Annotated in this window: 9 protein-coding genes; 8 read left to right on the top strand and 1 reads right to left on the bottom strand. The window is 62.9% G+C overall.

What is annotated here, in order from left to right:
• Positions 1-6 precede the first annotated feature (6 nt).
• From lpxB to tilS, 5 genes are all read left to right on the top strand, one after another.
• Positions 7-1,173: a lipid-A-disaccharide synthase gene (gene lpxB, locus R3F72_RS01795; protein ID WP_087717645.1), complete on the top strand. Its 1,167-nt coding sequence runs from the start codon at positions 7-9 to the stop codon at positions 1,171-1,173.
• A gap of 11 nt (positions 1,174-1,184) precedes the next feature.
• Complete coding sequence (rnhB, locus tag R3F72_RS01790; protein WP_303853156.1) at positions 1,185-1,826, top strand: ribonuclease HII; 642 nt, start codon at positions 1,185-1,187, stop codon at positions 1,824-1,826.
• Positions 1,827-1,966: 140 nt separating this feature from the next.
• Positions 1,967-5,476, top strand: a complete 3,510-nt coding sequence (dnaE, locus tag R3F72_RS01785) for a DNA polymerase III subunit alpha (protein ID WP_332778788.1) — start codon at positions 1,967-1,969, stop codon at positions 5,474-5,476.
• Between the two features lie 134 nt (positions 5,477-5,610).
• On the top strand, positions 5,611-6,564 hold the full coding sequence (accA, locus tag R3F72_RS01780; RefSeq protein ID WP_332778787.1) for an acetyl-CoA carboxylase carboxyl transferase subunit alpha: 954 nt from the start codon (positions 5,611-5,613) through the stop codon (positions 6,562-6,564).
• Between the two features lie 169 nt (positions 6,565-6,733).
• Complete coding sequence (gene tilS / locus R3F72_RS01775; protein WP_332778786.1) at positions 6,734-8,026, top strand: tRNA lysidine(34) synthetase TilS; 1,293 nt, start codon at positions 6,734-6,736, stop codon at positions 8,024-8,026.
• Between the two features lie 30 nt (positions 8,027-8,056).
• Here the strand turns inward: tilS and R3F72_RS01770 are convergent, their stop codons facing one another.
• Positions 8,057-9,565 (bottom strand): Ppx/GppA phosphatase family protein, encoded by a 1,509-nt coding sequence (locus R3F72_RS01770; protein WP_332778785.1) that lies wholly within the window; start codon positions 9,563-9,565, stop codon positions 8,057-8,059.
• 191 nt (positions 9,566-9,756) lie between these two features.
• Here R3F72_RS01770 and R3F72_RS01765 point away from each other — a divergent pair, with 191 nt between their 5' ends.
• The 3 genes from R3F72_RS01765 to ubiD all read left to right on the top strand — a co-directional run bounded on the left by R3F72_RS01765 (position 9,757) and on the right by ubiD (position 13,519).
• Positions 9,757-10,089, top strand: a complete 333-nt coding sequence (locus tag R3F72_RS01765; RefSeq protein ID WP_332778784.1) for a thioredoxin family protein — start codon at positions 9,757-9,759, stop codon at positions 10,087-10,089.
• A 407-nt stretch (positions 10,090-10,496) separates the two neighbouring features.
• The gene (gene rho / locus R3F72_RS01760; RefSeq protein ID WP_087717652.1) at positions 10,497-11,756 is read left to right on the top strand and encodes a transcription termination factor Rho; all 1,260 of its coding nucleotides are present in this window, start codon (positions 10,497-10,499) and stop codon (positions 11,754-11,756) included.
• 245 nt (positions 11,757-12,001) lie between these two features.
• Complete coding sequence (gene ubiD / locus R3F72_RS01755) at positions 12,002-13,519, top strand: 4-hydroxy-3-polyprenylbenzoate decarboxylase (RefSeq protein ID WP_087717653.1); 1,518 nt, start codon at positions 12,002-12,004, stop codon at positions 13,517-13,519.
• The last annotated feature ends 17 nt before the right edge of the window (positions 13,520-13,536 follow it).

Here is a 13,536-nt window from a genome sequence, read left to right as displayed (position 1 = left end):
GGGCGCATGCGCGTCTATCTCGTCGCGGGCGAACTCTCGGGGGATATTCTCGGCGCCGGCCTGATGCAGGCGCTCAAGCGCCGGCATCAGCAGATCGAGTTCAGAGGCATTGGCGGTCCGCGGATGCAGGCGCAGGGGCTCGAGTCGCTCTACCCGTTGGAAACCCTGTCGGTGATGGGGCTGGTCGAGGTGTTGAAGCACCTGCCGGGCCTGATCAAGGTGCGTCGCCACCTCAAGCGCGATGCCCTGGCGTGGCGGCCGGATATCATGGTGGGCATCGACGCCCCGGACTTCAATATCGGTCTCGAGCGTCAGCTGCACGATCAGGGCATCCGTACGGCACACTACGTCAGTCCGTCGGTCTGGGCCTGGCGCCAAGGGCGGGTCAAGAAGATCGCCAGGGCGGTCGACGGGATGTTGACCTTTCTGCCATTCGAGGCGGATTTCTACGCCGATCACCATGTGCCGGTCGCTTATGTCGGCCATCCGCTGGCCGACGAGCTGCCCCTGGTCAACGATCGGGCGTCGGCGCGGCAGGCTCTCGGGCTTGCTCTCGATGTGCCGACCCTGGCCGTCCTGCCGGGTTCTCGCGGCAATGAAATTCGCTTCCAGGGAGAGATATTCCTGCGGACGGCGGCTGCGTTGCGTGAGCGCCTTGGCGCGCTTCAGGTAGCGATCCCCGCAGCCTCGCCCGAACGTCGGCAGGAGCTCGATTCCCTGCTCGAGCGGTTTCCGGAACTGGCGGCCAGCACGGTCGTCGTCGAGGGGCGTTCGCGTGAGGTGATGACCGCATCGGATGCCGTGCTGCTGACCTCTGGTACGGCGGCGCTGGAAACCATGCTCTGTCATCGTCCCATGGTGGTCGCCTACCGCATGGCACCGGCGACCTACTGGCTGGCCAGACGAATGGTCAAGACGCGCTGGATCTCGTTGCCGAATCTGATCGCGCAGGAAACACTGGTGCCGGAGCTGATTCAGGACGCCGTGACTGCCGAAGCGCTGGTCGATACGCTACTGCCGTGGTTCGAGGACGAACAGGCGCGCTCGGCGCTCGAACAGCGCTTCGCGGCACTCCACGCCGAACTTCAGCGCGGGGCCAGCGAGCGAGCCGCCACGGCCGTCACCTCGTTGGTCGAGCACGGGTCGCTGGATCCTGAAACTGGAAAGGTCTGACGAGAGAAGTCATGTCATTGAAGTCTCCGATTTCCGCCTGGCCGGACATCGTCATCGAATATGATGGGCATCTGATTGCCGGCGTCGACGAGGTCGGGCGAGGACCGCTGATCGGTTCGGTGGTAGCCGCGGCCGTGATTCTGGATCCTGATTGCCCGATCGAGGGTCTGACCGATTCCAAATGCCTGAGTGCGGCACGGCGCGAAGCCTTCGATTTGCAGATCCGGGAATGCGCGCTGGCCTTCGCCATTGGTGAAGCCACGCCGCAGGAGATCGATTCACTCAATATCTATCACGCCACGCATCTGGCGATGCGTCGTGCCATCGATGCGCTGCCGACACCGGCCGAATACCTGCTGGTGGATGGCAACCGGCTGCCGGGACATGCGTGCCCGGGGCAGGCCGTGGTCAAGGGCGACCTTCGTCACCCTGCGATCAGCGCGGCATCGATTCTGGCCAAGGTGGCTCGAGATGCGCAGATGGTCGCGCTCGACGCGCGCTATCCGGACTACGGCTTCTGTCGCCACAAGGGATATCCGACGCCGGAGCATCTCGAGGCGCTGGTCAAACTGGGTCCGCTGGGAGAACATCGCAGCTCTTTCGCCCCCGTTCGTGAGCGGCTTGCCGAGAGCGAACGCTCGATTTGCCGATAGGCCATTGTGGCCTGTCCCACCTTTAGGCATGCTGATCCTGCCGGTGCGCTGACCATGGTAGACGCTACGGCGTCACCGGCAGCATGACGGGATCGCGTGCCCGATATCCGCATTCATTCGCCGCCTGACTCGAGTTCGTCATGACAACACCCTTCGTTCATCTTCGTGTCCACAGCGAATACTCCTTGGTCGATGGCCTGGTCCGGCTCAAGCCGCTGATCAAGGCAACGGCCGAGGCCGGCATGCCGGCGGTGACCGTGACCGACGACACCAACCTGTTCGGCCTGGTCAAGATCTACAAGGCAGCCCAGGGCGCCGGGTTGAAGCCGATCATCGGCGCCGACCTGTGGCTGCACAATGCGCACGACGAAAGCCATCCCTATCGTTTGACGCTGCTGGCGATGAACGATACCGGCTATCGCAACTTGACCGAGCTGATCTCGCGAGCCTGGACTGAAGGTCAGCGCCAGAACATGGCAATCCTCGACAAGACTTGGGTCTTCGAACAGAGCGAAGGGCTGATCGCGCTGTCCGGCGCCCGGGAAGGGGAGATCGGCCGGTTTCTGATCGCTGAGCACATCGACACGGCACGCCAGCTGCTGGCGGAGTGGCAGCAGCACTTCCCCGGCCGCTTCTATCTGGAACTGCAGCGTACCGGCCGCCAGTACGACGAAGAGTGCGTGCACCATTCGGTGCGGCTGGCCAGCGAGAGCGGTACGCCGGTGGTAGCGACCAACGATGTTCGCTTTCTCAAACGCGAGGACTACTGGGCTCACGAAACCCGCGTCTCGATCGGCGAAGGCAAGGCGCTGGAAGATCCCCGGCGCGAAAAACGCTATAGCGAAGAGCAGTATCTCAAGACGCCCGAAGAGATGGCCGAGCTCTTTGCCGATATTCCCGAGGCGCTCGAGAACAGCGTAATGATCGCGGCGCGCTGTAGCGCCAGCGTGCGCCTGGGCGAGATTTTCCTGCCGGAATACCCGGTCCCGGAAGGAATGACCCAGGACGAGTTCTTCCGCAAGATCTCTCACGATGGTCTCACCGATCGTCTCAATCAGCTGTTCGGCGGCGATACCCCGATCTATCCGGGGCGATCACTGGCCGAGCACGAGCCCGCCTATCGCCAGCGGCTCGACTTCGAGCTCGATATCATCCTCAAGATGGGGTTCCCCGGTTACTTCCTGATCGTGATGGACTTCATTCAGTGGGCCAAGGACAACGACATCCCCGTCGGCCCCGGGCGAGGGTCGGGCGCCGGTTCGCTGGTGGCCTACGTGCTCAAGATCACCGATCTCGATCCGCTGGAATACGACCTGCTGTTCGAACGCTTCCTCAACCCGGAGCGTGTCTCCATGCCCGACTTCGACGTCGACTTCTGCATGGAGAAGCGCGATCGGGTCATCGACTACGTGGCCGATCGCTACGGCCGCAATGCGGTATCGCAGATCGTCACCTTTGGCACCATGGCCGCCAAGGCGGTAGTGCGTGACGTGGCACGTGCCCAGGGCAAGCCGTATTCGATGGGTGACAAGCTCTCCAAACTGATCCCGTTCGAGGTCGGCATGACGCTGGCCAAGGCGATCGAGCAGGAGCCGCAGCTCAAGGAGTATCTCGAATATGACGAAGAGGCTGCCGAAATCTGGGAGATGGCACTCAAGCTCGAGGGCATCACCCGCGGTACCGGCAAGCACGCCGGGGGCGTGGTCATTGCGCCGACCAAGCTGACCGATTTCTCGCCGCTGCTGTGCGAGGAAAACGGCTCCGGCCTAGTAGTGCAGTTCGACAAGAACGATGTCGAGGATGCCGGGCTGGTCAAGTTCGACTTTCTCGGCCTGCGCACGCTGACGATCATCGACTGGGCGTTGGAGATGGTCGACGTGGTGCGTGCCCGCGATGGTGTCGGCCCGCTCGATATCAGCACCATTCCGCTGGACGACAAGCCGACCTTCGACATGCTCAAGAAGGCCGAGACCACGGCGGTGTTCCAGCTCGAATCCCGCGGCATGAAGGAACTGATCAAGCGCCTGCAGCCGGATTCGCTGGAGGACATGATCGCGCTGGTGGCGCTGTTCCGCCCGGGGCCGTTGCAGTCCGGCATGGTCGACGACTTCATCAATCGTAAGCATGGCCGTGCCGAGCTCGCCTATCCCAGCGCGGATTACCAGCATGAACTGCTCAAACCGGTACTGGAGCCGACCTACGGCATCATCCTGTATCAGGAGCAGGTGATGCAGATTGCCCAGGTTCTGGCCGGCTATACCCTGGGTCAGGCGGATATGCTGCGGCGTGCCATGGGCAAGAAGAAGCCCGAGGAGATGGCCAAGCAGCGCGCCGGCTTCATGGAAGGGTGTGCGGCCAACGGCATCGACAAGGACCTGGCCGGCAACCTGTTCGACCTGGTGGAAAAATTCGCCGGCTACGGCTTCAACAAGTCCCACTCGGCCGCCTACGGCCTGGTGTCGTATCAGACCGCCTGGCTCAAGGCGCACTATCCGGCGCCCTTCATGGCGGCGGTGCTCTCGACCGAGATGGACAACCTCGACAAGGTCGTGCCGCTGATCGAGGAGTGCCGTCATATCGGGCTGACGGTGACGCCGCCCAACGTCAACGTGGGGGCCTACAAGTTCACCGTCGACGAAGGCGGCCAGGTCGTCTACGGGCTGGGCGCGATCCGTGGCGTTGGTGAAGGGCCGATCGGTGCCATCGTCGAAGCACGCGAAGCGGATGGCGAGTTCACGGACCTGTTCGATTTCTGCCGTCGTATCGATGGCAAGCGCATGAACAAGCGCACCCTCGAAGCACTGATTCGCTCCGGCGCGCTGGACACGCTGGGGCCGTCCCGCGCGGTACTGGCGGCGTCGCTGGATGCCGCGATCAAGGCCGCGTCGCAGAACCAGACCAACCAGAACCTGGGCATGATGGACATGTTCGGCGAGGCCTTCGCCGAAGCCGACGAGAATCAGGACATCTACGCCGACTACCGCCACGCGCGCGAGTGGAGCGACAAGGAGCGCCTGGCCGGCGAGAAGGACACACTCGGGCTCTACCTGACCGGTCATCCGATCGACGAGTACGAGCATGAACTCAAGCGCTTCGTGGCGACGCGCATCGTCGACCTCAAGCCCTCTCGCGAACCGCAGCGGGTCGCCGGGCTGGTCGTGGCGATGCGGACCATGAAGTCGAAGCGCGGCGACACCATGGCGTTCGTCACCCTCGACGATCGCACCGGGCGCATCGAGGCCTCGCTGTTCGGTGAGCTGTTCGACCAGGTCCGCGGGAAGTTGACTGCCGACCAGGTGCTGATCATCGAAGGCGAAGTCTCCAGCGACGACTATTCCGGCGGTTTGCGTCTGCGCAGCAAGGACGTCACCCTGATGGCCGACGCTCGCGCCCGCTTCGGCGAGGCGGTAGAGCTTTCGGTGGATGGCGGGCGTCTCAACGGCCAATTCTCGCGTTCGCTGCATGATAGCCTGTCGCCATGGCTGAGCGACGGCGGCCTGCCGGTCCGCGTACGTTATCGTAACGCCAAGGCCAGTGGCTGCTTCGAGCTTGCGGAGGCGTGGAAAGTCTCGCCCAGCGACGAGTTGATGATGGCCCTGCGCGAAGTCGAGGGTTACGAAAAGGTTGCGCTACGCTATCGGGGTGGTTGACCCGCCGAAGCAGGGCGCCTCCTTGCTAACACTCGTGGAGGTGCGATAATAATCCGTTTCGCGGCACGCCAGTCGCCCGTGTTTCGCTCGTATTCAGAAACCGAAGCTTGCCAGGATCACACAGTAGAAGCTCTATGAATCCCAATTATCTAGACTTTGAACAACCGATTGCCGAACTCCAGGCCAAGATCGAAGAGCTGCGACTGGTCGGCAACGATAGCCGCATCAGCCTGAGTGACGAGATCGGTAAGCTCGAAGAGAAAAGCCGTAAACTCACCGAGCAGATCTTTCGTGACCTGACCGCCTGGCAGGTGACGCAACTGTCGCGTCATCCTCAGCGCCCTTACACGCTCGACTATCTGGACAACATCTTCACCGATTTCGACGAAATGCACGGCGATCGCAATTTCGCCGACGATGCAGCCCTGGTCGGTGGTGTGGCGCGTCTCGACGACAAGCCGGTAATGGTCATCGGCCACCAGAAGGGGCGCGACGTCAAGGAGAAGGTGCGCCGCAACTTCGGCATGCCGCGCCCCGAAGGGTATCGCAAGGCGTGTCGTCTGATGGAGATGGCCGAGCGCTTCAAGATGCCGGTACTGACGTTCATCGACACCCCTGGCGCCTATCCCGGCATCGATGCCGAGGAGCGCGGCCAGTCGGAAGCGATCGCCTACAACCTCGCCGTCATGTCGCGCCTGAAGACGCCGATCATCGCCACGGTCATTGGCGAAGGCGGTTCCGGCGGCGCTCTGGCCATCGGCGTCTGCGACGAACTGCAGATGCTGCAGTATTCCACCTATTCGGTTATCTCGCCGGAAGGGTGCGCCTCGATTCTCTGGAAGAGCGCCGAGAAGGCCTCCGAAGCCGCTCAGGCCATGGGCATTACCGCCTCGCGCCTAAAAGAGCTCGGCTTTGTCGATTCACTGATCGAAGAGCCGCTGGGCGGCGCGCATCGCAATCCGCGCAAGACCGCCAATCAGGTCAAGGAAGCGTTGACGGATAGCCTCGATCGGCTGCGGGCGATGGATACCGAGACGCTGCTGGAGCGAAGGTATGAGCGCTTGATGAGCTACGGCGCCCCTTCGTGAAGATGACCGGCTGCGCTCACTCATACGGCGTTGAGCGCTCACTCGGTCTGCTCATGTAGTGAACTACACTGCGCGCCCTCGATCGCGCTCGCCTTGTCTAAGTATCGCTCGCACGGTCACGCGGCGGTATGGGATTTTGTCGAAAGGTCGAGCGTCCAGGAGCCTCGCGTTGCAGCATTCTCTAGAAGCTCTCATTGATAACGCCCTGGCATGTCACGTGCCGGGGCGTGTCGTCTGGGTGGCGCTTTCCGGCGGTCTCGACTCTTCCTTGCTGTTGAGCGTGGCGGCGCCGCTGGCGCGCAAGGCCGGGGTCGAGCTGCGTGCAATTCACGTCAATCATGGCTTGCAGGCGGCGGCGGGCGGCTTCGAGACGACTTGCCGCGAACTGTGCGATTCGCTGGCCGTGCCGTTGACCGTGGCTTCGGTCCGGGTCGACGCCGCGGGGCAGGGGATCGAGGCGGCCGCTCGGGAGGCCCGTTACCAGGCTTTCGCGACGCATCTCTCTCCGGGTGACCGCTTGTGGCTGGCGCAACATGCGGACGATCAGGTCGAGACCTTTCTGCTGGCCGCACTGCGCGGTAGCGGCGTGCGAGGGCTGGCCGGCATGCCTTCCCGGCGCGAGTGGCGAGGCATCCAGATCGAGCGGCCCTGGTTGAGCCTCGCCCGGTCGGTCTTGCTGACAGAAGCGCATCAGCGTGGGCTCGAGTGGTTCGAAGATCCGACCAATACCGACCTGGCGTTCGATCGAAACTACCTGCGCCATCGGGTGGTGCCGCCACTGCGCGAGCGTTGGCCGGGCGTGGCCGGGGCATTCGGACAGAGTGCCGAGTGGCTGCAGGAAGCCGACGAGCTGCTGGCAGAGCTGGCGGCGATCGATCTGGATCAGGCCGGGGGCGAGCCCGGTCGCTTGCGGTTGGCGACGCTGGCCGCGCTAAGCACTTCTCGCCGTCGCCTGCTGATTCGTCATGCGCTCGAATGTCTGGGTATTCCCGCGCCGCCGGCTGCGCGCCTGATCGAGCTCGAACGGCAACTGACGATGGCGGGGGCGGATCGCCTGCCGGTCATTCGTTGGCCGGGCGGCGAGGCGCGGGTCTGGCGGCATCATCTCTATCTGATGGCGCCGCTGTCGCCGGTGGATCCCGCTTGGCAGACGGCGTGGAACGGGCAGTCGCCGCTCGTCACCCCCTGGGGCGTGCACCGCGTGAGCCTCCATCGACCGCACGGGGCTGCCACGCCAGCGCTGCGGGTCGGGCTGCGTCAGGGGGGCGAAAGCCTGCGACTGGCGGGGCGTGGCAGCCGCGATCTCAAGCGCCTGCTGCAGGAGGCTGGGATTCCTCCATGGCAGCGTGATCGTCTGCCGTTGATCTGGTGCGGAGACGAGCTGGTGGCCGTGCTCGGCATCGTTTCGGCCGAAGGTTGGCATCAATCGCCGGCATCGCCTGATCCCGAAGCAGAAACGTGAACGTGTCTCCCGACGGTCACGACGCAGGCATCAGGCGTCGTAGTTCAACGTCAGTCCCGCAGCCTTCTGGTAGGCCGCTTCCTGTTCCAGATCATTGAGCAGCAACGCCTGATGCCGGGTTTCCGGCAGCGTGAGATGCAGGGTGTCGCCGTCGCAGGCGAGACGGAAGTCGATGATCGCCTGTTCCGGCCGGGCGTGGTTGAGCATCACGGCGAGCCGGAGCAGGCGGGCCAGTCGTTGGTAGGTCGCCTGCACGGCGCTGGGCAGCGCCTCCAGCTCCTTCTGGGCGAATTTGCGCCGATGGGCGCGTACCAGAAACGCCAGCGCCTGCTGCTCGGGACGGGAAAAGCCGGTCAGGTCGGAGTACTCGATGAGATAGGCACCGTGGCGATGAAACTGGCTGTGGGAGATCGCCAGGCCGATTTCATGCACCTGAGCTGCCCAGTAGAGAAACAGGCGCTGCTCTTCGCCAACTGCCCAGGCATCCCGGACCTGATCGAAGGCGGCCATGGCGGTCGCTGCCACATTTTCGGCATGGACCGTCTCGACGCTGTAGCGCCGCATCAGCAGGTCGACGCTGTGGCGGCGGGAATCCTCGGGAGTGTTGCGTCCGATCAGGTCGAACAGCACGCCTTCACGCAGTGCGCCGTCGGAATAGCGCATGCGTTCCAGGTCGAAGGCTTCGAAGACCGCACAGAGGATGGCAACACCGGCCGGGAAGACCCGCGCCCGATCCTCCTTGAGGCCTTCCATCGCGACCTTGTCCAGGTGGCCGAAGCCGATCAGCTTCTTGCGCAGTTTCATCAAGGCTTCGCGCTCGATCAGCGTAGCGTCGCCATCGCCTCGGGCAGCGATGACCGCTGCCGCGGCCTTGATCGTGCCACTGGAGCCGATCGGATCCTGCCATCCCAACTGGCGGTAATGGCGCTGGATGTTGGCCAGTTCGGAAAGCGCGGCCATCTCGGCGCGCCGGAAGCGCTTTTCGCTGAGCTCGCCGTCGGTGAAAAAGGCGCCGGTATAGGCCACGCAGCCCATATGGAGACTCTCCAGCGCCTGCGGCTCGAAGTCCTCACCGATGATGAACTCGGTGGAGCCGCCACCGATATCGACGATCAGGCGCCTGCCGTGTACTTCGGCCAGCGAATGAGCGGCGCCGAGATAGATCAGGCGCGCCTCTTCGCGGCCGCCGATGATCTCGATGGTGTGGCCGATCAGCGCTTCGGCGCGATCGATCAACGCCTGGGCGTTATGGGCTGCGCGAAGGGCGTTGGTGCCGACGATACGCAGGTCGGCGGGCGAGACGCCTTCGAGAAAAGGGGCAAAGCGCTCAAGGCAGCCGAGCGCACGATCCATGGCGGCTTCGGTAAAATTTTCGTCGGCATCGAGGCCGGCGGCGAGCTGCACTTTTTCGCCCATCTTGGCGACGACCTGGAGTTGGCCGTGCTGGTAATTGGCGACCAACAGGTGGAAGCTGTTGGAACCGAGATCGATAGCGGCCAGACGGCGCGTCGCGTCTTCGGCGGTCGAATTCCCGCTCATGGCGTGGCGTCCTCGAAAGCTGGCAGTAGACAGGCGCGCGCTGAGCGTCGCGACATAGAGTCGTTCCAGAGCCTGTTGCCGTTTCAGCGCGTCGGGTGCACCAAGATTGCGGCGGGGGCGCGGCCTTGTCAATCGCTGAGGCGGCAGGCATGCTGGCGGCACCGGCATCATACCCACCGAGAATCGAGCACATGCAGCCACAGCGGCGCCATCTGGACAGCGAAGCATTCGAGCGTCAGCGCGAAGAAGCGCAAGCACCCTGGCTGGCGGTCTTCGTTGCCGACTGGTGTCAACCCTGTGAAACACTGCTGTCTCGGCTCTCGTCGGCTTCGCAGGAGTCGATCCGCGCGCTGCCGGTGGCGGTCGTGGATATCGATCGCGAGCCGGCACTGGCAGAGCGCTACGGCGTCAAGGGGACGCCGACACTGATCCTGTTCGTCGACGGCGAACCTCGGCTGACGCGTGTCGGGGCGTTGTCGGAACAGCAACTGCTGCAGATCGGTGAAGAGTGCGGGCGCCATTAGTCGAGGGCACTTGATAATGCAGCCGGTGATCGCCATATCGATACTTGCTTTCGGAAGATAGCTTGTCTACCATCTGGACGTTCGCCTGTTCCGAATGCTTCTCGACCGCGTCGCGGTCCCCCAAGTCGTCAGTCAATCCCAGTACCGATCTTTGGATAGTGACCACTCTCTCGGATGACACTTTCCGCGAGATGGCAGGCGAATCGAACCGCTCTCCCGGCACCTTCGTCACACGGCCAGTCGGCATCCCGACATGCGTCGACGCTGGGCCAACAGACCATACGAATGCCTGACATCCTGGGACGACTGAACGCGCCGCGCGGCGTTTGAACTGACCGCCTCTTGTCCTTCTTTTCTATCTCGGCAAAAGTCATTGCCTGCGACACGAGCCTTCTCTGACCGAACTCATGAATCTAACCGAACTCAAGCAAAAATCCGTTCCTGAACTGCTGGATATCGCCCGCGAAATGGGCATCGATAATCTGGCGCGCTCACGCAAGCAGGACATCATCTTCGCCATCCTGAAAAAACATGCGAAGAGTGGCGAGGACATTTACGGCGATGGCGTCCTGGAGATTCTGCAGGACGGATTCGGTTTCCTGCGTAGCGCCGACTCCTCCTATCTGGCCGGCCCCGACGACATCTACGTCTCGCCGTCCCAGATTCGTCGCTTCAATCTGCGCAAGGGCGACTCGATTGCCGGCAAGATCCGCCCGCCGAAGGAAGGCGAGCGCTACTTCGCGCTGTTGAAAGTCAACGAGATCAACTTCGACAAGCCGGAAAACGCCAAGCACAAGATCCTGTTCGAGAACCTGACGCCGCTGTTCCCGCAGGAGCGCATGGTGATGGAGATCGGCAACGGCTCTACCGAGGACATCACCGCGCGGGTCATCGATCTCACCGCGCCGATCGGCAAGGGCCAGCGTGGCTTGATCGTTTCGCCGCCCAAGGCCGGTAAGACCTTGATGCTGCAGAACATCGCCACCTCGATCACGCGCAACAACCCCGAATGTCACATGATCGTGCTGCTGATCGACGAGCGTCCGGAAGAGGTGACCGAAATGTCACGGACGGTGCGCGGTGAAGTCGTGGCATCGACCTTCGACGAGCCGCCGGCCCGTCACGTCCAGGTGGCCGAGATGGTCATCGAGAAGGCCAAGCGTCTGGTCGAGCACAAGAAGGACGTGGTCATCCTGCTCGACTCCATCACCCGCCTGGCGCGCGCCTACAACACCGTGGTGCCGTCTTCCGGCAAGGTGCTGACCGGTGGTGTCGACGCGCATGCCCTCGAGAAGCCCAAGCGCTTCTTCGGCGCCGCGCGTAACATCGAAGAGGGCGGCAGTCTGACCATCCTCGCCACGGCGCTGGTCGATACCGGCTCGAAGATGGACGAAGTGATCTTCGAGGAGTTCAAGGGTACCGGCAACATGGAAGCCCATCTGGATCGCAAGCTGGCCGAGCGCCGCGTCTATCCGGCTCTAAACATCCGTCGTTCCGGCACCCGGCGCGAGGATCTGATCGCCTCCGAGGAAGAAATGCAGCGCATGTGGATCCTGCGCAAGCTGCTCAACCCGATGGACGACGTGGCCGCTACCGAGTTCCTGATCGATCGCCTCAAGGACACCAAGACCAATCTCGAATTCTTCGAAGCCATGAAAAGACGTTGATTCCGGCTGGCTGCACTCGATGATACTGCGTTGGAAAATCGCTCAAGCTGCTCATTTACTCCCGTAAACTCCGCGCTCTCGCGATTTTCCGCCTTGTCTCATCTTCGTTCGCTCAGCCAGCTCTCAACGCTTCGTGAGATCTTGGGGTCAAAGCAGAAAATAAAGGGCAGCATGTTATGCTGCCCTTTTTGCGTTCTGGGCCGCCGGGCGTAGTGGAAAGAGTGGGGAGGGATACGGGCAACGCCATGAAATATCATGATTTACGGGACTTCATCGCGGCGCTGGAAGCACGCGGCGAGCTCAAGCGCGTCACGGTGGAGGTGGATCCCTACTTGGAGATCACCGAGATCTGTGATCGCACGCTGCGAGCCGGTGGGCCTGCGCTGCTGTTCGAGAACGTCAAGGGTAGCGAGATGCCGGTGCTGGGGAACCTGTTCGGTACCCCGGAGCGCGTGGCCATGGGCATGGGGCAGGAAAACGTCGAAGCGTTGCGTGAGGTGGGCAAGCTGCTGGCTTTCCTGAAGGAGCCCGACCCGCCCAAAGGTCTCAAGGATGCCTGGGAGAAGCTGCCGATCTTCAAGCAGGTCATGAGCATGGGACCGAAGACGTTGCGTTCGGCGCCGTGCCAGCAGGTCGTTCTCGAAGGCGATGAGGTCGATCTCGATCGTCTGCCGATTCAGCACTGCTGGCCGGGCGACGTGGCGCCGCTTGTGACCTGGGCGCTGGTGGTGACCAAGGGGCCGCACAAGTCGCGCCAGAACCTGGGGATCTATCGTCAGCAGAAGCTTGGCAAGAATCGATTGATCATGCGTTGGCTGAGTCACCGCGGCGGGGCGCTGGATTTTCGCGAATGGCAGCAGACGCATCCCGGCGAACCCTTTCCCGTCGCGGTGGCGCTGGGGGCCGACCCGGCGACCATCCTGGGCGCCGTGACACCAGTGCCGGACACGCTCTCCGAGTACGCCTTCGCCGGCCTGCTGCGCGGCTCGCGGACCGAACTGGTCAAATGCGGCCACGCCGACCTGCAGGTCCCGGCTTCCAGCGAGATCGTGCTGGAAGGTTTCATCCATCCGGACGACATGGCCCCCGAAGGGCCCTATGGCGATCACACCGGATACTACAACGAAGTCGAAAGCTTTCCCGTCTTTACCGTCGAGCGGATCACCCATCGGCGTGATCCGATCTACCATTCGACCTACACCGGCCGCCCGCCGGACGAGCCCGCGGTGCTGGGGCTGGCGCTCAATGAAGTGTTCGTGCCGATCCTGCGCAAGCAGTTTCCCGAGATCGTCGACTTCTATCTGCCGCCGGAAGGATGCTCCTATCGCATGGCGGTGGTGACCATGAAGAAGCAATACCCCGGTCACGCCAAGCGGGTCATGATGGGCGTCTGGAGCTTCCTGCGCCAGTTCATGTACACCAAGTTCGTGATCGTGCTGGACGACGATGTCGATGCCCGCAACTGGGAAGACGTGATCTGGGCGATCACCACCCGGATGGACCCTGCCCGGGATACGGTGATGGTGGAGAATACGCCGATCGACTATCTCGACTTCGCCTCGCCGACGGCGGGGCTGGGCTCGAAGATGGGGCTGGATGCGACCAACAAGTGGCCCGGCGAGACGACACGGGAGTGGGGAGAACCCATCGTCATGGATCCGGCGATCAAATCACGGGTCGACGAGCGCTGGGAAAGCTATGGTATCGATATCGCGCCACCACAGGCGCGAACCGGAAAACCCTCGGACGGCGGGGCGGCATGACGGCAAACGATGAGGTG

It is taken from the genome of Salinicola sp. 4072 (assembly GCF_036663415.1).
In the GTDB taxonomy this organism is placed as follows: Bacteria; Pseudomonadota; Gammaproteobacteria; order Pseudomonadales; family Halomonadaceae; genus Salinicola; species Salinicola salarius_A.
Note: the sequence above shows the minus strand (reverse complement) of the source record. Positions and strands in the feature narration are given on the sequence as shown.

Excerpts from the sequence above, each read along its gene's own strand:
- lpxB (WP_087717645.1), top strand. The coding sequence starts at position 7 with ATGCGCGTCTATCTCGTCGCGGGCGAACTCTCGGGGGATATTCTCGGC.
- rnhB (WP_303853156.1), top strand. The coding sequence starts at position 1,185 with ATGTCATTGAAGTCTCCGATTTCCGCCTGGCCGGACATCGTCATCGAA.
- dnaE (WP_332778788.1), top strand. The coding sequence starts at position 1,967 with ATGACAACACCCTTCGTTCATCTTCGTGTCCACAGCGAATACTCCTTG.
- accA (WP_332778787.1), top strand. The coding sequence starts at position 5,611 with ATGAATCCCAATTATCTAGACTTTGAACAACCGATTGCCGAACTCCAG.
- R3F72_RS01770 (WP_332778785.1), bottom strand. The coding sequence starts at position 9,565 with ATGAGCGGGAATTCGACCGCCGAAGACGCGACGCGCCGTCTGGCCGCT.
- R3F72_RS01765 (WP_332778784.1), top strand. The coding sequence starts at position 9,757 with ATGCAGCCACAGCGGCGCCATCTGGACAGCGAAGCATTCGAGCGTCAG.
- rho (WP_087717652.1), top strand. The coding sequence starts at position 10,497 with ATGAATCTAACCGAACTCAAGCAAAAATCCGTTCCTGAACTGCTGGAT.
- ubiD (WP_087717653.1), top strand. The coding sequence starts at position 12,002 with ATGAAATATCATGATTTACGGGACTTCATCGCGGCGCTGGAAGCACGC.